This window comes from Hyphomonas sp. CY54-11-8, from assembly GCF_000682735.1.
Taxonomy (GTDB): domain Bacteria; phylum Pseudomonadota; class Alphaproteobacteria; order Caulobacterales; family Hyphomonadaceae; genus Hyphomonas.
In genome coordinates this window covers 107,677-128,516 of sequence record NZ_AWFD01000002.1, presented here as the reverse complement: position 1 = coordinate 128,516, position 20,840 = coordinate 107,677, and the positions used below count along the sequence as shown (strand labels likewise).

The window sequence follows — 20,840 nt, the reverse complement described above, 5'->3', positions numbered from 1 at the left end:
GCGCGCCGCTGGAAAGTTTTTAAGCCGCCCCAATTGTTGTGCGGTGCAGCAAGCGATCGTGTCCGGCGTAGCCGCCTGTCGCCATGTGCAGAAGGCAGCGATTGTCCCACATCAGCAGCATGTCCGGTTCCCATTTGTGCCGGTACTGGAACTCCGGTCGGGTCTGCCAGCGATAGAGATCCGTCACCAATTCCCAGCCTTCCTCCTGATCCATCCCGGCAATCCCGACAATATAGCCGGCGCAGCCGAACAGGGACTTGCGGCCCGTTTCTGGATGCGTGCGAATGAGGTCGTGCCGCTCTGTCGCCTCAGCGTCGGAAGATGGGCGGATGTCCATGCTCCGTCCCTTGGCCTTGTCATCTTCGCCATACATTCCTACCGGAGAATAGGCATTGCGGGCCGAATGAATGGCGTGGCGCCCTTCAATGCGTTCGCGCAGCTCGTCCGGCATTTGCTCCAGCGCCATATACTGGTTTGCGAAGAGCGTATCGCCGCCACTGGGCGGAATGGTAATGCCGAACAGGCAGGTTCCCTGAGGCGGGCGTTTCTGGAAGCTCCAGTCGGAGTGCCAGCTTTCCGCGAAAATCGGGGCGGTTTCGTCTGCGGCGCGTTTGACGGCGATGATGTGCGGATGCCCTTCGATGGGGGCAATGAATGGGTCATCGCCGAATGGCCCAAAGTACTGCGTAAATCGCTCTAAGTCCGAATTGGTCATCTTCTGGTCCGGAAAAGACAGGACCTGGTAGTCCAGCCAGGCCTTCCGGATTTCAGCGATCGTCTCTTTGTCCAACGGATGGGTCAGGTCCACGCCGCGCACGGTTGCGCCGCAGGCCTGCCCGGATGGTGTGATCTCCAGGCTCATATGCGTTTCCTCCGGTGCCTATCTTATCACGAGCCGCCAGCTCGCCTAGAACATGGGCCATGAGCGATTTGTTTGAAGCAGCCGGAATGTCTGAAGGGGCCCCGCGTCCCCTTGCGGACCGGTTGCGCCCGCAGAAACTGTCGGAAGTCGTCGGGCAGGACCATCTGGTCGGCCCGGATGGCACGCTGACGCGTGTGCTGCAGGCAAAGCGACTGTCCTCGATCATTTTCTGGGGGCCGCCCGGTGTCGGCAAGACGACCATCGCCCGTTTGCTTGCGCAGGAAACCGATCTCGAATTCGAGGCGATCAGTGCGATTTTTTCAGGGGTGAAAGACCTGCGCGCGGCGTTCGACCGGGCGGAAGGGCGCTGGAAGGTCGGCAAGGGCACGCTTCTGTTTGTCGATGAGATTCACCGTTTCAACAAGGCGCAGCAGGACGGCTTCCTGCCGTTTGTCGAAAGTGGTGTCGTTACGCTGGTCGGCGCGACGACCGAGAACCCAAGCTTCGAAATCAACGGCGCGCTCCTGTCACGCTGTCAGGTGCTGGTGCTCAAGCGGCTGGAAGAGACGGCGCTGACGGAGCTGATCAGCAGGGCAGAGGCGCTTGAAGGGCGTCCCTTGCCTGTTGTGAAAGAAGCGGTCGCTCCGGTTCTCGCAATGGCCGATGGTGACGGGCGCTACCTCCTCAATATCGTGGAGCAGCTCTATGCGCTTGCCGGGCCGACGTCGGTATTGAGCCTTGCGCAAGTAACCGCAGGTTTGCAAAAGCGCGCACCTGCCTACGACAAGGCCGGGGACGGCCACTACAATCTGATCTCGGCCTTACACAAGGCTGTCCGGGGATCGGACCCCGATGCGGCGCTCTACTGGTTCGCGCGAATGATAGATGGCGGGGAAGACCCGCTCTATCTGGCTCGCCGCCTTGTCCGTATGGCCAGCGAGGATATCGGCCTTGCCGACCCGACGGCGCTGATGGTGACAAGCGAAGCCGCCCGGGCCTACGAGCGAATGGGGTCTCCGGAAGGGGAGCTGGCGCTTGCACACGCAGTGATCCATTTGGCGACCGCGCCCAAATCGAATGCGGCCTACGTGGCTTGGAAGGCCGCTCTTCAGTCCGCGCGTGACACCGGCAGCCTGATGCCCCCGAAACACATTCTGAATGCACCCACGAAGATGATGAAGGATCAGGGGTACGGCGCGGGGTATGCCTATGATCACGATACGGAAGAAGGGGTGTCCGGTCAGAACTATTTTCCGGATGGTATGGAAAGGCAATCCTTCTACCAACCTAAAGGAGAGGGGCGGGAGAAGTCGATCGCCGAACGCCTTGCGTGGATTGCGAAGCTCCGAGACCGAAAGGGTGGAGCGTGACGCGCAATCGTCCCGTGCCAGAACTCAGTACGGAGGATGCCGACTTCGTGCGCAACCTTGTCATCCATGAGGACGACAAGGTGATCGTGTTCAACAAACCGTCCGGCCTTGCGGTTCAAGGCGGCGGCGGCATTTCCAGATCTCTGGACGACCTGCTGGTCGCCTTCGCCAAATCAAACGGAAAGCGCCCCCGGCTCGTCCATCGTCTGGATCTTGGGACTTCCGGCGTCATCATAACGGCACGGACGCAGCCTGCTGCGGCATTCCTGTCGGAAGAGTTCGCGTCCCGGCGGACTGAAAAAACGTATCTTGCACTTGTCCGTGGCGCATTGCCGTTTGCCGATGAGGGCGCTCTGAACACGCCTCTGGTCAAAGTCGAGGAAGCCGGGCGGCCGCGGATGATTGCAGCAAATCCCGGTCGGAAAGGGGCGCTAGCGGCGGTGACGCATTGGCGCATTCTGGCACGAAGCGGTGATGCCGCGCTGCTCGAAGCGCGGCCTGAGACAGGCCGGATGCACCAGATCCGCGCGCACTTATCCATTGCCGGGATGCCAATCCTGGGGGATTGGCTCTACGGCACCGGCGCAGAAGGTGCGTCGCGCCTGATGCTACATGCTGCGAAGCTCGTTGTGCGGCACCCGGATGGAGGTGAAATGTGCTTTGAGGCGCCTTTGCCTGAAGACTTCAAGTTGGCCGCTACGGCACTCGGCCTTCAGGCCGGTTTATAGTAGTCGCGGTACCAATCGACGAAGGCCTGAATGCCGGCTTTCACATCCGTGGTGGGAACATATCCGGTAAGTGCCTTCAACAGGCTTACATCGGCATAGGTCTGCTTCACATCGCCGGGCTGCATGTCCAGCATGTTCTTCACGGCCGTTTTGCCGATCGCCTCTTCAATGGCTTCGATATAGTCCATCAGGCGCACAGGGGCTGCATGACCGATATTGACCAGCCGATACGGCGCAACAGGGCTGAGAGAGTCGTTCCGCGTAACGGGTTCTCCAGCGATGGGCGGGGTGTCCATCAGGCGGCGGATCGCTTCGACAAGGTCATCGATATATGTGAAGTCCCGCATAAGATCGCCGCGATTATAGACGTCGATGGGCTGGTTCTTGAAAATTCGGTCGGTGAACAGGAAGAATGCCATGTCCGGTCTGCCCCATGGGCCGTAGACGCTGAAAAAGCGGAGAAGCGTCGTGGGGGTGCCGTAAAGGTGGGAGTGGCTGTGGGCGATCAATTCGCTCGACAGTTTGGTCGCGGCGTAAATCGTCAGGGGGTGAGGGGCGGGGTCGGTTTCTTCAAACGGGAATTTCTGGTTTGCACCGTAGGCGGATGAAGTGGACGCAAGGACAAGGTGCTTGGTGCCGTGAAGTCTTGCCAGATCAATCACATTGAACGAGCCGACAATATTGGATGAAATGTATTCTCGCGGGTGATCCAGGCTGTAGCGGACACCCGCCTGCGCGGCGAGGTGAACGACAATATCGGGAGTGCTTTCACGGAAGGCGATCGTCATCGCCTCCTCATCTTCAACCTTTATTTCGTGCATGCGAAAGTTCTTGTAGGCGTCCAGCCGCTTCACGCGGTTCCGTTTCAGGGCGACATCATAATAGGCCGAGAAACAATCGACGCCGGTCACCTCGTGGCCTTCCTTCACGAGGCGAAGGGACAATTCACTACCAATAAAACCGGCGGCGCCGGTAACGAGGATCTTCATGCTTATGCCCTGTTTTGGGTTCCGGGCTATATGATCGCTGCTGTCCGTACAAGCATTGAACGCCGCTTCAAAGAAAAGGCCTTCCGGTTTCCCGGAAGGCCTTCTCGGTCAGGTTTCCGCAGGCGATCGTGCCTACCGCTCATTCATGCGCGGGACGATTGCCTGGGCTTCGCCAGTGCTGAGCGCACGGGCGGTGGCCAGTTCATCCAGCAGGATCTGAATGCGCTTGTCTTCCGTCAGGCTCGAAATCGCGGCCATGGACTCTGCCGTTTGCGCGGATGCACCGAACAGGCTCTCCAATGCTTCAAAGCCCGATTTGCGATGTGGATAGTAGATCAGGCGCGGCGCGGTTTCGGCGTCGATTCCAGCTAGTTCCTTCGCTTTGGCGATCGCATCCGTGAAAGACCCGATTTCATCAACCAGGCCGCGATCCAGAGCATCTTCGCCGCTCCACACATGACCGCGAGCAACGTCATGGACTTCGTCATAGGACATGCCCCGGCCGTCGGCGACGATCCCGACGAACCGGTCATAGCCGCGCTTCAGTGAAGCCTTCACTTCAGCTTCCTGCTCCGGCGTGAACTTGTCCATGCCGTAGGCGTCAGCAAATTCCCCGCCTACCGAGACGGTGTCAAACGTGACGCCCAGTTTGTTGAAACCGCCAGCGAGTGCGAACTTGCCGCCGAAGATACCGATCGAGCCGGTGATCGTGGAGCGGTTGGCGACAATGTAGTCGGCCCCGGCCGATACATAGTACCCACCAGACGCTGCCAGGGAGCCCATGGACACAACCACCGGTTTGCCCTTGGCCTGGACGCGCTCAATGGCATTCCAGATCTGGTCCGAAGCCGTCGGTGAGCCTCCGGGGCTGTCGACGCGGAACACAATCGCTTTCACTTTTTCATTGTCACCAGCATCCAGAATGGCCCGGGCGACGGTGTCAGACGCGAAAGCAGGTCCGGACTCGAATGGCGAGCCGGAATTGGTGCCGCCGGTTACGACGGCGCCTTCACCACCGACAATGGCGATGGCCGGCGCCTTAAGCGGAAGGGAAGGCGGGGTGTAGCTGGCGAGATCAATGAACTCGGCGTCTTTGCCGGCTTTCTCTTTCGCAGCCTCTTCTGCCTCTTCCGGGTAGCCTTCCTTGTCCATCAGCTTGTTTGCGATGACCTGTTCTGCCGTCATCGGGCCGCTTTCCAGAGCAGTTTTTACTTCCGGAACCGTCAGGCCCCGGTCGGCGGCGATATCGTTCAGGGATTGGGTCCACAGCGACTCGGCCAGTTGTGTCATGGCTTCGCGGTGCGGCGCCGTGTAGCCGCTTTCATTATAGGAGTTCGGCGCATTCTTGTATTCGTAGAAGGGGTAAATCTCCGGCGTCACGTCGATCTTGTCGAACAGGCCTTTGAGAAATTCCGTCTCGAACGTGACGCCTGCCGCGAAGACTTCGGAGCCGGGCTGGATCCAGACTTCATCGGCAGGGGTGATCGAACGCAAAGCGGACGGGCCGCCAACACCAAACGTGCCTTGTGTATGGGCAATCACGAATTTTCCTGAGTCACGGAAACTGAGGAGAGCTTCACGAAGTTCCTCTGCGCGAGAGCTTCCGATGCCAACGGTTGCCCCTCTCAGATACAGGCCTTTCACCGAGTCATCGGCTTCGGCTGCCTGAAGTTTGGTCAAAAGGTCTACAAATCCGGGCGTTTCTGAAAAAGCTGCAATTCCGCTGACAGGCGCCTGATCGGAGTATTCTGCATTCAGGTCCATCGACAACACGATGTTGTCCGGCGTGTCGGGCGCCGACGATGTCGCGCTGAAAATGATTCCGACGAAGAAGATCACCATCAGGAAAAGGAAAAGAAACATGGCGACAAGGGCACCTGCCATCGACAGGAAAAAAGTTCTCATTGGGGTGTGGTCTCCGGTTCTGACCAAGGGGCGGTTTGATACCTGATATTGTCGATAATCGATAAAATGTAAAGGTTCGGCTCTGCTAAGAGGCGAAATTTGCAGCAAAACGCAGGTAACATGAAAGAAGTGCTGGAATGCAGTGCGAACGGGTGTTGCCAGCGAAAGAAAGAGTGGCTATCCCGGCGCCTCCGTTGGGGTGTCGCCAAGTGGTAAGGCACCGGTTTTTGGTACCGGCATTCCCAGGTTCGAATCCTGGCACCCCAGCCATTTTTTCCCGGCGCCTCCTGCCTGTCGGTTTTGCAGCCCGGTCAGCTTCTCATCACAGTCCGATATTGCGGGTGCGCACTGCATGCGACGTGTTGCGTTCGTGCAGCCGCCAGATATTTTCTAAATGAATCGTAAAGCCTTGTTGATCGTGTCACAGAGGGTTGTTAGCGTCCGGTTTCACAGCTAAGGGCTTTGCCGCGGACCTGCCAGAAGGCGGGCCAATCAGGGATCAATGACAGAGGGCGGATAACGTCCCGAAAAACTCAGGGGAGGTGTTGGGCGGTCTCCGCCTCTCTGCTTCCAAGGGAACTTGCCTCGTTTGTGTGTGAGGTTTTGTAAGGACCGGGACGCTCTCGTTAGCGGAGTGCCCGAAAGTCGGATTTCCCGCGCGACACCAGCGCGACCGTTTGGAGAGTGAGAGGCAAACCTCATGAAGAAACTTCTGTCACCAGCTCGCGGCGTGATTGCCGCGGCGCTTATCGCAGGACTGGCCATTCCGGCCCAGGCCCAGTTGCGCCAGGCGCTCGATGTCGGCGAACAGGCGACCCGCCGTGCAGAGCAGGTCCAGAACCAGATCAACCAGCTGGATGATGAGCGGACCGACATGGTTCGCGAATATCGTACGCTTCTGCAGCGCCGCGACGCTGCTGACCTGTACGCAAAACAGCAGGAACTGGTTGTTGCCTCGCAGCGCGAAGAAATTGCATCGCTGACCGAGCAGCTCGGCTCGATCGACGACATCACTGCACAAACCGTCCCGATGCTTCTCAGCATGGTCGAAGACCTGAAAACCTTCGTGGCCGCTGATCTGCCATTCAAGAAGGTTGAGCGTTCCGCCCGCATGGAAGCGCTCGACGGCATCATGTCCCAACCGGACGTGACGCCGGCAGAACAGTATCGCCTGATCATGGAGGCCTATCAGGCCGAGATGGAATACGGCCGCACGATCAGCACCTGGCAGGAAGAAATTGACATCGACGGTAACCCGACGACCGTCGACATGTTCCTCTATGGCCGTGTTGCGCTGGTTTATCTGACGCCGAACGGCAAGGCCGCCAGCTACAACCGTTCCACCGGTTCGTGGGAAGCGCTTCCGGGCAAGTACGTATCTGATATCCAGAAAGCCATCCGGGTTGCTCAGGCCAAGGCGCAGCAGACTGTCCTGTTCGCTCCGATCCAGAAGTTCCAGGTCCAGTAAGGCCCGGCTCAGAGAACTAAGAGGAAAACCGTAATGTTGAATTTCAAATCCTCGCTGAAGGCTCTGGGTGCAGCATCGCTGCTCGGCCTTAGCGCAATGACCTTCGCCGCACCGGCGTCTGCTCAGTCACTTGCCGACGTGCTCAAGCGCGTTCAGGCAGATTCCAATGAGATGACCGCTGAAAACCAGCAGCGTCTCAGAGAGTTCCAGCAAGACAAGAACGCTCAGGAAGCCAAGATGGCTGAAGCCCGCGGCGCTCTGAACGCTGCTGAAGCTCGCGGCCGTGCCCTCGGTGCCGAGTTTGATGCAAACGAAGCCACGCTTGCTGATCTGGAAGCACAGGTCACGGCTCAGGCCGGCGATTTCCAGGAGCTGCTTGGTCAGTTCCGTTCGGCAGCTGGTGAAACCATGCCGGAAATCGCGAACTCCTTCGCAAACTTCGACTATCAGGGCCGCGTTGAAGGTATCGCCGAAATCGCCGAAGCCCGCACGCTTCCGAACCGCGCTCAGCTTGAGCGTCTTCCGAAGGCAATCCTTCAGGAAATGATTGCTCAGTCCGAAGTCAAAACCTTCACCGCAACGGTTGATGGTGTCGGTCCGGATGCTTCGAATGCTGATGTCGAACTGATGCGTGTCGGTGTGTTCACCGCGGCAACGACCGACGGCGCCAAATTCGTTGAAGTCAAAAAGAAAGACAACGGCGACACCTTCCTGCAGGCCTTCAAGACTCAGCCGGCTGGCTCTTACGCGGGTGCAATGAAGTCGCTCATCAATGCTGGTCCTGATCAGCTTGTCCGCGCACCGGTCGATCCGTCGAAAGGCAACCTGTTTGGTATTCTCGGCGACCTGCCGGTCCTCAGCGACCGTATCAAGCAGGGTGGCCCGGTTGGTGCTGTCATCATGTTCTTGCTGGCGATCGGCCTGCTGATCGGCTTCTACAAGATGTTCACCCTGTTCACGATGGGCGGTTCCATGCGCAAGACGGCGAAAACCCGTCAGGCCGGCGACGGCAACCCGCTGGCACGCCTGTTTGAAACCTACGAACAGAACCGTGGTTCCGACATCGAGACGCTGGAACTCAAGCTGGACGAACAGATCCTGCGTGAATCGCCGCGCATCGAGCGCTTCAACGATATCGTGAAAGTCCTGTCGGCTGTTTCTCCGCTGCTCGGCCTTCTCGGTACGGTTATCGGTATGATCATCACCTTTACGTCGATCACCATCTACGGTGCCGGCGATCCGAAGCTGATGGCTGGCGGTATCTCGGTCGCTCTTATGACCACCGTGTTCGGTCTTGTTTCCGCCATCCCGCTTCTGCTGGTGCACGCGATCATCGCCTCGATGGCGCGCGGTAATCAGCAGATCCTCGACGAGCAGGCTGCTGGCCTGATCGCTGAGAAGGCGGAATCCCTGCGTGGTGCGGCGTAAGCCGCTCCCCGTAGCCTCAATTGAGGAGGAGCCCGTATGGGTTTGCTAGATCTACAAGCTTTCCTCGACCGAGGCGGTCCGGTGTTGCTGGTTATTATGTTTGCAACATTCGTTATGTGGGCACTGATCCTGGAACGTGTGTTCTATTTCAGATTTGCCCATAAGCAGGTGGCCGCTGAGGCGATTGCGGAGTGGCGTTCGCGCTCCGACAGGAAATCGACCTTCGCTCACTGGATCCGCGATAAGCTGGTCTCAGAAGTCCGCATGAAAGCGGAGCAGAATGTCAGCCTGACCAAGGCCATGGTGTCTCTGGCACCGCTGCTGGGTCTGCTGGGTACCGTGACCGGGATGGTCGCCGTGTTTGACGTCATGGCGATCACGAATGGTGCAGATGCGAAGGCCATGTCGGCCGGTGTGTCGCGTGCCACGATCCCGACCATGGCCGGCATGGTGGCGTCTCTGTCCGGCATTCTATTCACATCCGGCATGGACCGCCGGGTTGCCCGCTCGGTCCAACAGGTTGAAGACGCGATGGAGATTAGCTGATGCGAGGACGTACACATGACGCGCCTGAAGAGGCCAATGTCGACCTCACGCCGATGCTGGATGTTGTTTTCATCCTGCTCATCTTCTTCATCGTGACCTCGACCTTCGCGCAGGAAAAAGCGATGGGCCTTGAGCCTCCGCCGCCGCCTGCACCGCCAGATCAGGAACAGACGCAATCTGTGCCAGCGATTCTGATCTATGTGGATGAGTCCAACATGATCACGGTCAATGGCCGCAACACCGATATCGGCTCCGTTCGGGCCAACATCGAACGTGTTCGGGCAGAGACGCCGGAGAGCCAGGTCATAATTCAGGCACATCCGCGTGCGAAAAGTGGTGTCATCGTCCTTATCCGGGACGCCGCCTATAATGCCGGCTATCAGACGGGGGTTAACCTCGTTCTGTCGCAGGACCAGTAAGAGGAGCACCCAGTATGGCACGCAGAAAACGCCAGGCTTTTGCCTCAGGGGGTGCAGAGGATGATGTGAACCTCACGCCGATGCTCGACGTGGTGTTCATCCTCCTCATCTTCTTCATCGTGACGGCACAGTTCATCAAGGAGCCGGGTGTTGGTATCATCCGTCCGGACGTGGACAACAAGGCGGATGCCAAGCCGCTCGCCATCCTGATCGCGATCACAGACGAAAGCGAAATCTACATCGACAAGAAGCTGATCTCTCCGGAGGAAGTTGGCTTCACCATCAAGCAGATGCGTGAAGATAACCCCCGCGGTGAAATCGTGGTTCAGGCTGACGTGAACTCGTCTGCCGAAACGCTCGTCGATGTGATGGAGACCATCAACCGCCTCGATGGTGCCACCGCCATCAACATCTCGGCCAAGATTGAATAGGAGAACAGGATGTTCACTAATCCCCTGACGAGACTGTTGGTTGGTGTCGCTATCGCCATCCCGATTGTTTATCTCCTTTTCATCGTCATGAGCCAGCTCATCTTGGTGAAGGAAGTGAACCTGGAAAAGGGTGAGCAGCGGGTTCTTACGGCTATCACGCCGCAGCAACAGGACTCCGAGGTTCGTACGCGTCAGCGTTCGAAGCCGAAGCGGATCGACTCGGCCAAGAAGCCGCCGCCGCCGCCGAAGGTTTCGGCCACGAAATCCAACATCAATCTGCCGACACCGCAGATTGAGGGTGCTGCCCCGACCGAGCTCAACCTCGGCCGCATGCAGTCGCTCGCGATCGACCCGGTGGCGATCTCTGACCGTGACGCTCAGCCGATCCGTCCGCCGGTGCCGACTTATCCGCAGCGTGCTGCTGAGCGGGGTATCGAAGGTTCGTGTGAAGTGCGCTTTGACGTGGATACGCGCGGTAAGCCGTACAACATCCAGGCAACCTGCACGGACAGCGTCTTCACGCGTGAAGCTGAACGGGCAGTCGGCCGGGTTGAATTCGCGCCGAAGATCGTTCGCGGTAAGGCGGCTGAACGCCGGAACGTGGTCTATCCGCTGGAATTCAAACTCCAGTAAGCCTCTGGCTTCATTGTCAAATTTCTAAAAAGGGCGCTCCTCGGGGCGCCCTTTCTTGTTTGGGCGAGATATTCGGGGGGCTTGTGATCACCGCCGGAAGCCCCCCATCAGATCACGAATTGCAAACATAAGTAGAAAAATCTCGATCCTTCCCTCAGCTTTCCCTTGCGTAACACTATTAGTTATGTGATAAAGTTACAAAAAGGCACGGAGGAAAATCATGGTCGCATTGAGTGGAAACGGCATTGGCGCGAAGGCGTCTGGCTCAGTTGGAGGATCGGCTGGGACAGGTAGCTTCCTGGGGCGGGAAAGGAGATTTCTGACTTCGCTGGCGCCGGCGGCAATCGTGACCCTTGGCTTGTTTGCCACCATGACGCAATTGATCCGGGTCGATGAGGTCGAATTGCCCAAAGTCGTGCAGAGACCCTTGTCCACTATAACCCCACAGCGTGAACCCAGCGATCCAGTGCGGATTGATCGGAAACCGGTTACACCGTTGAATGTTGAGCTGCCGCCAATGCCGCCAGTTTCCAAAATTGACCCGGGCGTTTCCGGCTTTCCTGTGCCAGTCATCCAGCCCGGAAACTGGACACTTTTGCGCGAGACAATCAGGTTCGCGCCGCCTGCACCGCAAGCAATGGGCGAGCGGCTCGCCCAGGCCATCCGGCCTCCGGTTGCGTCATATCCGCGGTCAATGGCTTCGAAAGGACTGGAGGGGACCTGTGATGTCCATTTCAGCCTCAGCACCAGAGGCCTGCCTTACGATGTCACAGCCAATTGTTCCCATGCCGGATTCGAAAAAGAAGCCGTCAGGGCAGTCAGCAGGGCTGAGTTTCTGCCAGAAATCAGGCAGGGAGTGCCTGTCGAGTCGCACAATTATGTCTATCCCATGGAATTCAGGTTGCAGTGATGTGGAATCAACGCGTTCGCATGTGTATCAGCATTGACGAGAGGGTTGCGACCGAACCATATCAAGGGCAAGTCACGACCAACCTGGAAACGGGTCATTTGGCGCAGATAAAAAGCCTCAGAAGCCGCGCTGAAGTCCTTGATCCTGCCGGGCAATTCCGGTTGATTGGGTACAACTCCGCTACGCCAGCGGTCAGGAGAGGAATTATGGGTATCAGATCTGTTCTCAAAGGCGCCGTCATTGCCGGCATCATGGTGTCAGTTGGCGCCGGTTCGGCGCTCGCACAGGCGTGCGAAGAAACAGAGTTTTCGTCGAAAACGGGCCAGCTTTACCTGGACGCCGAACAAGCGGCGATGACGAACAACGATTACGTGACAGCCGCCAACAAGATGAACCAGCTCAAGCAGATGGGGCTGAATTGTTATGAAGAAGGCGCTGTCCTGAAGCTGTCGGCTTACATCAACATCCAGAAGGGTGATCGCAAGGCCGCTGTGAACGACCTCCTCTCCGCCCTGAACAAGGGCTACATTGCAGACAAGGACCGGGCGCAGACCTACTACAACATCGCCCAGATCTATCTGCAGGAAGAGGACATCAACAAGTCCCTCGAATACATGACCAAGTGGCAGCAGGCCGGCGGCAAGCCGGACCGCACCCAGAAATGGCAGCTCGCGGTTCTGTACCAGCGGGTCGACAACTTCAAGGAAGCCATCAAGTGGGCTGAACTGGTCAAGGCTGAAGACGGCTCCAAGTACGACCAGCAGCTCTATGACCTGCTGATCTTCCTGTACAACCAGGCTGACGACAAAGCGAAGCTGGCCAGCATCCTTGAGGAAGTGGTCGCGCATAACCCGACAGAGCGTAAGTATTGGGACGCCATTGCAGGCAACTACTTCGCCAGCAACGAGGAGCGCCGCGCGTTTGAAGTTCAGAAGGCGATGTATCTCGCCGGTATGCTGAAAACTGAAGACGAACTCATGCGCATCGTGAACTTCTACAACCGGTTCAACGTGCCCTATCAGGGCGCCAAGATCCTTGAGAAGGAAATGAATGCCGGCCGCGTTTCCCGCAACCTCGACCATCTTGAGCTGCTGGCCAACCTCTACCAGGTTGCCCGTGAGCACGAGAAAGCCATTCCGGTGATTCAGGCTGCTGCTGAAGCAGGTGGCGGCGGCGCAATGTATGAGCGTCTCGGCCGGTCCTATGCTGACCTGCAAGAGTGGGAAAAAGCCGAAGAAGCCCTCCAGAAAGCGCTCAGCCTGGGCGGTGTGAAGGACGCTGGCACAGCTTGGGTCCAGATCGGCCAGTCCCGCTATGAACGTAACGACCGTTCCGGCGCCCGCGAAGCCTTCCGCAAAGCCAACAATCGGGCCGGCAGCAGCTGGATTGCGTTCATGAATTCCGAAGAGGCGACCGCCTCTGCGCTGGATTGCTTCCAGTATCAGTCGGCTCTGCTGAACGTCACCAACGAAGCCAAGATCTGTAAGCGCCTTTCGGTGCTTGGCGAAGATCAGATGACGGACAACTGCAAGACCGTAAACGAGCGTCTTGATGCGGCCGAGAAGGCCTTCAACGAAGCACCGTCCTGCAAAGGCCAGCAGACCTGATCCAGGTCGTTAATTGAACTATCGAAAAGCCCCGGCCATTGGCTGGGGCTTTTTAGTTTTCAGGGGCTTCAATTGTAGGCGCTGAGGATTTCGTCGACCGCGCGTTCCAGGTCTTTCAGGGTCGAAACATGCGTGACCTGGGCGCAGAAGGGCGCATAACGGGGAATGACGCTGTCGCCGGTGCCCCACAGGCCGGGGCCTTCCGGATTCAGCCAGATCACGCGTTTGGCGCGGGCTGCAAATTCGCGGAACAAATCCATTCGTGGGTCGCCGTAATTCGACCGCGCATCCCCCAGGACCAGGAGTGTCGTACGCCGGTCGATGATCTGTTCGTGGTTGATCTTCAGGTCCGACCAGGCCTGACCGTAGCTGGTCGAGCCCATGCCGTATTCGCGAAGGATCTTTGCCATTGCGGTTTCGAAATCGTTCTGCTCCAGGACCTCGTCCACTGAGCCGAGGCGGAACGAGAAGGCGAAGGCGTGCATGTCCGGCACGACATCTTTCATCGACCAGAGCAAAAGAAGCAGAAAGCGCACATATTGCGCGACTGAGCCGGAGACGTCGCAGATCACGACAATCTTCGGCTTGTCCTTCCGCTTCTGGCGCCAGACGACATTGAAGGGCACGCCATCGAAACCTGCATTGGCGCGCATCGTACGGCGCACATCCAGCTGGCCGCGGTTGCGGCGGCGTTTGCGGCGGGAGTGTTTGACAGCGAGGCGTTTGGCGATCTTTGCGATCAGCCGCTTCATCCGCTCCATGTCGCTGCGGTCAATCGCGGAGAGCTTTTTCTCGGCGGCATAGTCATCGCGGAATTGCTGTGTTTCACCGGTACCGAAAACCTGGAAGGCTTTTTCCGCGCGGTCCCGCGCTTTCAGCGTGACATCGCGGCGGACATCGATCAGGCGCTGGGCTTCCGCATCGCCATCCGGGCCGCCTTGCTGCAGCGCTTCGAGGAGGCGCGCTTGCAGAGCTTCGCCGCCCATCTGCTTGACCATCTGCTGGGCGTAGTAAGCCACTTGGGTCGAGAAGCGGATATTGTCGACACCGGCCGCTTCGGCAGCCTTTTCAAGCGCGAGCGAGATCGCGCTTTCGTCACCGGACTCCATCAGGTCGACAAGGTTGGACGCGTCGGTTTCCGAACTGTCATTGTCTGAAGAGTCTGTCTGGTCCTGTTCCGCGTTGGAGGCAGTTTCCTGCCTTGAGAAGTAGAGTTCGAACAGTTCGTCGAACGTCACTTTCTCTTCCGGGGATTTCGCCAGAACACAGGCGAGGGAATCCTTCAGCATGCTGCGGTCGGCATAGCCGATCAGCTTCAGTGTGTGGGCGGCATCCAGCGCCTCGCCGGTAGAGACCCGTACGTCTGAAGAGCGCAGGGCACGGATGAAGTTGGTGAGCGGGCGTTCCATGGACCCGTCAGTGCCCCTTTGTCATCCAAGGTTCGGATAGCCGGATGCCGTGCGGTTGCCGGGTTTCTGTGCGGCAGCTTCGCGCAGCATTTTAGGCACTTCCGGACCGATCACGGCGATGTCGCTTTCATGCTTCAGCAACACATTCAGCGTGTCGCGGACGAAGGTTTCGTCCAGCGCCGTTGCGTGCAGCAGGAGCAGAGTTTTCGCCCAGTCGACCGTTTCGGCAATGGAAGGGCGTTTCTTGATGTCGACATCGCGCACCGACTGGACGAAGGAGACCATCTGGTCGAGCAGCGACTCCTCGAGGCCTTCGACGCGGGCGCGGACAATGCGGCGTTCGCGGGCATGATCGGGGAAGCCGATATGCAGGTGGAGGCAGCGGCGCTTCAGGGCGTCGCCAAGTTCGCGCACATTGTTCGAGGTCAGAATAACCAGTGGCGGCACATTGGCGGCAATCGTTCCGATCTCCGGCACGGTGACCTGATAGTCCGAGAGGACTTCGAGAAGGAAGGCCTCGAACTCCTCGTCCGACTTGTCGATCTCATCGATCAGCAGGATCGATCCGACTTCCTGTTTCATCGCCGTCAGCAGAGGGCGGGATTCCAGGAATTGTTCGGAGAAGAACAGGTCTTCGAAGGAAGAGAGTTTGCCGAGCGAGCTTTCCAGCGAACCGGCATCGCCGATCACCTCGTTCAGCTTCTCTTTCAGGATCTGCGTGTAGAGCAGCTGCTTACCATATTTCCACTCGTAAAGCGCCTTGCCCTCGTCGAGGCCTTCATAGCATTGCAGGCGCAGGAGCGGCAGGTCGAGCCAGCGTGAGAGCGAGGCGGCGAGATCTGTCTTGCCGACGCCGGCCGGGCCTTCGATCAGGATCGGCTTGCGCAGGCCATGGGCCAGGAAAACAGCCGTCGAAATCTGTTTCGTGGAGATGTACCCCACGCCTTCGAGGCCCGCAGTGATTGCGTCAACGGAAGTCATCGGCTCGTAGCCGGTGGAAAGGTCTTTAGCCATGTTTTCAGGGGTAGGGCGGGGGCGCATGACTGGCAAGCCATATCGCGGGGGAAGCGCCCGCGAGCCCCTTGTCCGGAAACGCGCCCGCGCTCCGGTAACGTCACCTCATTGTCGGGAAGTTCAGCCCTTGTTCGGATCCGGCCACCGTTTCAGCAGCTTCGATCAGCTGCACGGTCAGCCCGCCCTAGACGAGGGCGGCGGGCATGCAGTGCGTGTTCGGGATCGGCGGCACGTGCGGCCTTGCTTCGCCGGTAGCCTGCCAGCGCCGGATCGTGCGAGCGAGCCGCTGCGCCCGGCGCTTGTGGTGCTTCAGCGTGTCGAGCATGGCCTGCCACAGCGCGATCAGCGGCGCGGCGGGGACAGACCCGCGCGTGGGCAAGGTCACCGGCCCTTTCAGGAAATGTGGGCATGGACCTGATTGCGCGGTCACCATGGTGAAGACGTAGCGGTATTCCGCGTCTTCCTTCTTGGGTTCGTGATAGTTGCTGCCGATGCGCGGCGTCAGCGGCGCCAGTTCCATCTGCAGCGCCGCCAGAAAGATCAGACGGCGGAGCAGCGCAGCCAGCCGCTTCAGCTCCGCCCCGCACGCGCCGGTTTACGGATTTTGCAATCGTCTCAGGCGTCTTGAACAGGTCCACATTCACGCCCGCCTCGGCAATCGCGCGGGCAATCGTGTGGAACGCCTGAGAGAAGAAATCGGTGCGGTCTGTGATGGCAGGCAGACTGGCATGGGAGGCTATCCGGGAGGATAGAGTGGCCGGTTTTCCGCGCGCTGTGTAACGCTTCCCGGCATTGGGTGGTGGGTATCGCTCTGCTGAGCTCACCCGACTTTGCTGGTTTGAAGGGCATGTCCCCGCGATGAACCGGTCCAGCCATGACCGGCGGGGCACGATAAATGACCCGGTCATGAGCAGGCATGACCTGTCATGACGATAGCGGACTATGCCGGACTTTGACGGATCATGCCGCCTGGAGCGCGCGGAAGGTTGCGTTGGCCCGGGCGCAGAGGGTTTCGTCCGCATGGATCGTCGCCGTGCAGAAGGACAAATTCTTTCCCGTTCTGAGGACGGTGGGGCGGATTTCCAGCCACTGGCCGAGGCGGGCCGTGGACAGAAAGTCCAATGACAGGCCCACCGTGACGAGCCCGGAAATGCCGATGAGAGACAGGCCGCAGCTGAGCCCCATCGCATTGTCAGCCAGGGCGGAGATCAGTGCGCCATGGACGAAGCCGCGCGAATTGGCGTGGGCCTGGCCGGCGCGCAGGCCGATCCGGATCGCCTCGCCGGTATTGCGTGAATAGAGCGGCTCCCACGGGTCGGTCAGGCCGCTCTTCCTGAAGTGCGGGGCGAACCCCTCCGGAATGTTGTCCGCCATCTGCCGTCTCCTCATTGCCTGTTAACGGATCGAGGTGTATCGAAATCATGTAGACCAGTCTATATAATTTTGGAGAGCGGGATGGCGGCTGCTGCGAAACATCGGGAAACGCTTCTGGCCACGTCGGTGAGATTGTTCCGTCAGAAGGGATACGCGGCGACCGGGCTTGCCGAGATCCTGGCGGAGAGCGGCGCGCCCAAGGGGTCGCTGTATCACTACTTTCCGGGCGGCAAGGCCGAAATCGGGGCAGAGGCGGTTCGCCTGGCCGGCAAGACCGTGACGCGCACGCTGAAAGAGCTGGCTGAGAAGACGGCCGGGCCCGGCGACCTGATTGAACGCTATTTCGACATGCTGGCCGGGTGGATGGCCGCCTCGGACTATCGGGACGGCTGTCCGATTACGACGACCCTGCTGGAAACCGTGCCGGAGCATGAAGCGATCCGCGAGGCGGGGGCTGCGGCATTTGCAGACTGGGCCAGTGTGCTGGCGGACTCCGCCGTATCTGCCGGGATCGCGCAGCCCCGTGCCGAACGCCTTGCCCGGTTCACAATCGCGGCGCTTGAGGGGGCGCTGATCCAGTGCCGGGTCAGCGGGGATGAAGCGCCGTTGCGGCTGGTCGCTGAGGAGTTTGGCGCGCTTTATGCTGCCGCCCAGCAGCGCTGAAGGCGCGGCGTGACGGAGGCAGGCTGAGGGGCTAAGCCTTGGGCCATGCCCGTCGCACGGATTCTCTTTCCCATGCCCTTGCCGGAGCCGTTTGACTATGCGGTGCCGGACGATCTGGACGTGGTGGAAGGGAGCTATGTCGCCGCGCCGCTCGGCAAGTATGAGCGACTGGGCATTGTCGTCGAAATGCTGGGGGATGAGGCGGCTGAAGGGCGCACGTTGAAGGTCGTGTCGGAGGTCTACCCAACGCCGCCGATGACCAGGGCGATGCGGGACTTTCTGGCCTTCGCGGCACGCTACACTGTCAGCCATCCGGGGCATTTGCTCTCCATGGCGCTGAGGGCGCGGGCGGGCCTGCTGCCGTCACCGACGGAGACGGTGTTCACGGCTACCGGCAAGACACCGCCGCGCATGACGGATGCGCGCGCGAAAGTACTGGATGTCATGGAGGCGGCAGACGCGCCCATGACGGCGGCGCAGATCGCAGAGGCGGCAGGTGTATCGTCCGGCGTGGTGCGGGGCCTCGCCGAAGCAGACGCGCTGCAGGCGATCGACGTGCCGACGGACCCGCCGTTCCCACCTGTGAACCCGGACCTGACGGGCGCGACCCTGACAGCGGAGCAGGCGGAGGCGGCAGAAGAACTGCGCGCGGCGGTCCGCGAGAATACGTTCCACACTTTCCTGATCGACGGCGTCACCGGCTCCGGTAAGACGGAGGTCTATTTCGAGGCGATTGCCCAGGCGCTGAAGGCCGATCCGGAAGCGCAGGTTCTGGTCCTGCTGCCGGAGATCGCGCTGACACAGGCGATCCTGTCGCGCTTCACCGCGCGGTTTGGCGCGCCGCCTGCGCCCTGGCATTCCGGCCTGTCGGACAAGGAACGCCGGCGCACCTGGCGCGAGACGGCGCACGGCCGCGCCCGGATCGTGATCGGGGCCCGCTCGGCCCTGTTCCTGCCTTTCCAGAAGCTGAAACTGATTATCGTGGATGAAGAGCATGATGGCAGTTTCAAGCAGGAAGACGGCGTAACCTATCATGCGCGCGACATGTCCGTGATGCGGGGCAAGCTGGAGGAGGCGGTCGTGGTGCTGGCCTCGGCGACCCCGGCGCTGGAGACGATCGTAAATGCCGAGATGGGGCGCTACACGCGGCTGAAACTGTCGGCGAGGCCGGGCTCTGCGCGGCTGCCGGACGTGGAGCTGGTGGACCTGCGGTCAGATCCGCCGGGCAAGGGCATGTGGCTGTCGTCCCGGCTGGTGCACGAGATGCGCGTGACGCTGGAGGCAGGGGAGCAGACGCTGCTGTTCCTGAACCGCCGGGGCTATGCGCCGCTGGTCATCTGCAAGGCGTGCGGGGAGCGGCTGAAGACGCCGGGCACCGAGAACTGGCTGACCGAGCACCGCTACACCAATCGGCTCGTCTGCCACGTCACGGGCTATTCCATCCTGAAGCCGCAGATGTGCCCGCACTGTGGGGCGGTCGATTCGCTGATGGGCGTCGGCCCTGGCGTGGAACGTGTGGCCGAGGAAGTGCGCGTACTGATGCCGGAGGCGCGGATCGAGATCTTCTCGTCCGATACGGCGCAGGGCGGGGAGGCCACGCGCGGCATCGTCGAACGGATGGAGCAAGGCGAGATCGATGTCCTGATCGGCACGCAGATCGTGGCCAAGGGACATAACTTCCCGAACCTCACGCTTGTGGGTGTTGTGGACGCCGACAGCGGCATGAAGGGCGGGGACCTGCGCGCAGGTGAGCGGACCTACCAGCTGCTGAGCCAGGTTGCCGGCCGGGCCGGCCGGGCCGAACGGCCGGGCCGCGCGCTGGTGCAGACCTATGCACCGGACAATCCGGCCATGCTGGCGCTGGCCGACGGCGACCGGGACGGCTTCCTGCAGATCGAGCGAGATGTGCGGGCGGAGCTCGGCCTGCCGCCATTCGGACGGCTCGCGGCAGTCATTCTGTCGGCGCCGTCTGCGGAGATGGTTGACCAGGCCGCGCGGGACGTTGCGGCTCTTGCGCCGAACGGGCAGGGAATTGAGCTGTTCGGACCGGCCCCGGCGCCGATTACGGTACTGCGCGGACGCCACCGCCGGCGATTCCTGGTGAAGTCCCCCCGCAATGTGGACCTGTCGGCCTATATGACGGCGTGGCTGGCGAAGATTAAGCTGCCGACACCCGTGCGTATGTCGGTGGACATCGACCCTTATTCCTTCCTCTAGCCGGCCGAGAATCGGTAGGGGGACGGCCTCAGCGGCCGAGCCGCAGAAGGTACCGTTTCGGCGTGTTCCTCAGGATGCCGGAGGGCAAAGCCGGTTGGTCCCGGAAAGCCAAAGACTGCGGGGCTTTAGGGGCATGTTGTCATAATTGTCATTTCGCCGCAGACATTGGCGCCATGCCTGTGTTGTCAGGTCAGATGACTGATGCTAAGCGGCGCACAGTTTTCATGGGCGCGGGCATTTCGCACGCAGCCCTGTTTGCTGTTTTCGGGCCAGACCGCCCACCTGAACATGGACGATAGACCCTTGGCTGGATCAAAGATGACACATGCGAACGAAGCTGCACGCCGTTATGCGAGTGCGCTCTTCGAACTCGCGCAGGACAAAGGCGAACTCGCCAATGTCTATAAGGATTTCAAAGCCTTCGCCGAAATGGTGAATGGCTCTGAAGACCTGGCGCTTCTGCTGGATTCGCCGGCTTTCTCCCGTGAAGACAAGGTGAAGGCGCTGGGCGAGGTGACAGCGAAGGCAGGCCTTTCCGGCCTGTTTGGCAAATTCGTCGGCACCATGGCGCAGAACGGCCGTTCGGGCGACATTCAGGGCGCCGCGATTGCTTTTGACGAACTTTACGCGAAACAGCGCGGTGTGAAGCGCGCCATTGTGCGCACCGCCAAGGAAATGACCGGCGCCGAGCGCCAGCGCATCGAATCAATCCTCGCCAAGGCCGTTGGCGGCGAGGTGGAACTTACCAGCGAGGTTGACGCCTCGCTCATCGGCGGCATCCAGCTGCGCATCGGGTCCCAACTCGTTGACGCAAGCCTTGCCGCCAAACTGGAACGCATGAACACCGCCATGAAGGGAGCTTAGTCG

Annotated in this window: 21 protein-coding genes and 1 tRNA gene; 14 read left to right on the top strand and 8 right to left on the bottom strand. The window is 60.0% G+C overall.

All coding sequences use genetic code 11. The features are described from left to right. Positions 1–19 precede the first annotated feature (19 nt). Positions 20–862: a TauD/TfdA family dioxygenase gene (locus tag HY17_RS04095; protein ID WP_034762957.1), complete on the bottom strand. Its 843-nt coding sequence runs from the start codon at positions 860–862 to the stop codon at positions 20–22. Between the two features lie 59 nt (positions 863–921). On the opposite strand from HY17_RS04095, the gene HY17_RS04090 reads away from it, so the two are divergent. Beyond that, on the top strand, positions 922–2,232 hold the full coding sequence (locus tag HY17_RS04090; protein ID WP_034762955.1) for a replication-associated recombination protein A: 1,311 nt from the start codon (positions 922–924) through the stop codon (positions 2,230–2,232). A gap of 14 nt (positions 2,233–2,246) precedes the next feature. Next, a complete protein-coding gene (locus tag HY17_RS04085; RefSeq protein WP_233348616.1) occupies positions 2,247–2,960 on the top strand; it encodes an RluA family pseudouridine synthase in 714 nt (237 codons plus the stop codon). Here the strand turns inward: HY17_RS04085 and HY17_RS04080 are convergent. Beyond that, positions 2,945–3,949: an NAD-dependent epimerase/dehydratase family protein gene (locus HY17_RS04080; RefSeq protein ID WP_034762949.1), complete on the bottom strand. Its 1,005-nt coding sequence runs from the start codon at positions 3,947–3,949 to the stop codon at positions 2,945–2,947. The genes HY17_RS04085 and HY17_RS04080 overlap by 16 nt on opposite strands. A gap of 132 nt (positions 3,950–4,081) precedes the next feature. After that, positions 4,082–5,854 carry a signal peptide peptidase SppA gene (gene sppA, locus HY17_RS04075; RefSeq protein WP_034762945.1) on the bottom strand — a complete coding sequence of 591 codons (1,773 nt, stop codon included), beginning with the start codon at positions 5,852–5,854 and terminating at the stop codon, positions 4,082–4,084. A 195-nt stretch (positions 5,855–6,049) separates the two neighbouring features. On the opposite strand from sppA, the gene HY17_RS04070 reads away from it, so the two are divergent. The 7 genes from HY17_RS04070 to HY17_RS04040 all read left to right on the top strand — a co-directional run bounded on the left by HY17_RS04070 (position 6,050) and on the right by HY17_RS04040 (position 10,779). Continuing rightward, positions 6,050–6,124, top strand: a tRNA-Gln gene (locus HY17_RS04070). A 430-nt stretch (positions 6,125–6,554) separates the two neighbouring features. Further along, positions 6,555–7,322 (top strand): DUF3450 domain-containing protein, encoded by a 768-nt coding sequence (locus tag HY17_RS04065; RefSeq protein WP_034762942.1) that lies wholly within the window; start codon positions 6,555–6,557, stop codon positions 7,320–7,322. Between the two features lie 33 nt (positions 7,323–7,355). Beyond that, on the top strand, positions 7,356–8,750 hold the full coding sequence (locus HY17_RS04060) for a MotA/TolQ/ExbB proton channel family protein (RefSeq protein ID WP_034762940.1): 1,395 nt from the start codon (positions 7,356–7,358) through the stop codon (positions 8,748–8,750). Between the two features lie 36 nt (positions 8,751–8,786). Further along, entirely contained in the window at positions 8,787–9,296 is a 510-nt protein-coding gene (locus tag HY17_RS04055) for a MotA/TolQ/ExbB proton channel family protein (RefSeq protein WP_034762936.1), read from the top strand. Next, positions 9,296–9,715 (top strand): biopolymer transporter ExbD, encoded by a 420-nt coding sequence (locus HY17_RS04050; RefSeq protein WP_034762934.1) that lies wholly within the window; start codon positions 9,296–9,298, stop codon positions 9,713–9,715. Before HY17_RS04055 ends, HY17_RS04050 begins: the two co-directional genes overlap by 1 nt. Positions 9,716–9,729: 14 nt before the next feature. Next, the gene (locus HY17_RS04045) at positions 9,730–10,146 is read left to right on the top strand and encodes a biopolymer transporter ExbD (RefSeq protein WP_034762931.1); all 417 of its coding nucleotides are present in this window, start codon (positions 9,730–9,732) and stop codon (positions 10,144–10,146) included. A gap of 9 nt (positions 10,147–10,155) precedes the next feature. Next, complete coding sequence (locus tag HY17_RS04040) at positions 10,156–10,779, top strand: energy transducer TonB (RefSeq protein ID WP_034762929.1); 624 nt, start codon at positions 10,156–10,158, stop codon at positions 10,777–10,779. A 195-nt stretch (positions 10,780–10,974) separates the two neighbouring features. Here HY17_RS04040 and HY17_RS20480 read toward each other — a convergent pair whose 3' ends face one another. Further along, on the bottom strand, positions 10,975–11,442 hold the full coding sequence (locus HY17_RS20480; RefSeq protein WP_233348614.1) for a hypothetical protein: 468 nt from the start codon (positions 11,440–11,442) through the stop codon (positions 10,975–10,977). Between HY17_RS20480 and HY17_RS20670 the strand changes: the two genes are divergently transcribed. Next, entirely contained in the window at positions 11,417–11,689 is a 273-nt protein-coding gene (locus tag HY17_RS20670) for an energy transducer TonB (protein ID WP_369802164.1), read from the top strand. The two genes, HY17_RS20480 and HY17_RS20670, sit on opposite strands and share 26 nt — an antisense overlap. A gap of 206 nt (positions 11,690–11,895) precedes the next feature. Next, positions 11,896–13,296 (top strand): tetratricopeptide repeat protein, encoded by a 1,401-nt coding sequence (locus HY17_RS04030; protein ID WP_034762927.1) that lies wholly within the window; start codon positions 11,896–11,898, stop codon positions 13,294–13,296. Positions 13,297–13,364: 68 nt separating this feature from the next. On the opposite strand, the gene HY17_RS04025 is transcribed toward HY17_RS04030, so the two are convergent. From HY17_RS04025 to HY17_RS04010, 4 genes are all read right to left on the bottom strand, one after another. Further along, positions 13,365–14,705, bottom strand: coding sequence for a VWA domain-containing protein (locus HY17_RS04025; protein WP_034762925.1), 1,341 nt, complete (start codon positions 14,703–14,705; stop codon positions 13,365–13,367). 21 nt (positions 14,706–14,726) lie between these two features. After that, positions 14,727–15,719 carry a MoxR family ATPase gene (locus HY17_RS04020; RefSeq protein ID WP_034762923.1) on the bottom strand — a complete coding sequence of 331 codons (993 nt, stop codon included), beginning with the start codon at positions 15,717–15,719 and terminating at the stop codon, positions 14,727–14,729. A gap of 184 nt (positions 15,720–15,903) precedes the next feature. After that, positions 15,904–16,239 carry a hypothetical protein gene (locus HY17_RS04015; protein ID WP_034762921.1) on the bottom strand — a complete coding sequence of 112 codons (336 nt, stop codon included), beginning with the start codon at positions 16,237–16,239 and terminating at the stop codon, positions 15,904–15,906. A 440-nt stretch (positions 16,240–16,679) separates the two neighbouring features. Continuing rightward, the gene (locus tag HY17_RS04010; protein ID WP_034762920.1) at positions 16,680–17,093 is read right to left on the bottom strand and encodes a PaaI family thioesterase; all 414 of its coding nucleotides are present in this window, start codon (positions 17,091–17,093) and stop codon (positions 16,680–16,682) included. 81 nt (positions 17,094–17,174) lie between these two features. On the opposite strand from HY17_RS04010, the gene HY17_RS04005 reads away from it, so the two are divergent. The 3 genes from HY17_RS04005 (at position 17,175) to atpH (ending at position 20,837) form a co-directional block, all read left to right on the top strand. Next, the gene (locus tag HY17_RS04005) at positions 17,175–17,756 is read left to right on the top strand and encodes a TetR/AcrR family transcriptional regulator (protein WP_034762919.1); all 582 of its coding nucleotides are present in this window, start codon (positions 17,175–17,177) and stop codon (positions 17,754–17,756) included. A gap of 45 nt (positions 17,757–17,801) precedes the next feature. Then, complete coding sequence (locus tag HY17_RS04000; protein ID WP_034762918.1) at positions 17,802–19,973, top strand: primosomal protein N'; 2,172 nt, start codon at positions 17,802–17,804, stop codon at positions 19,971–19,973. 318 nt (positions 19,974–20,291) lie between these two features. After that, a complete protein-coding gene (gene atpH, locus HY17_RS03995; protein WP_051599656.1) occupies positions 20,292–20,837 on the top strand; it encodes an ATP synthase F1 subunit delta in 546 nt (181 codons plus the stop codon). Positions 20,838–20,840 lie beyond the last annotated feature (3 nt).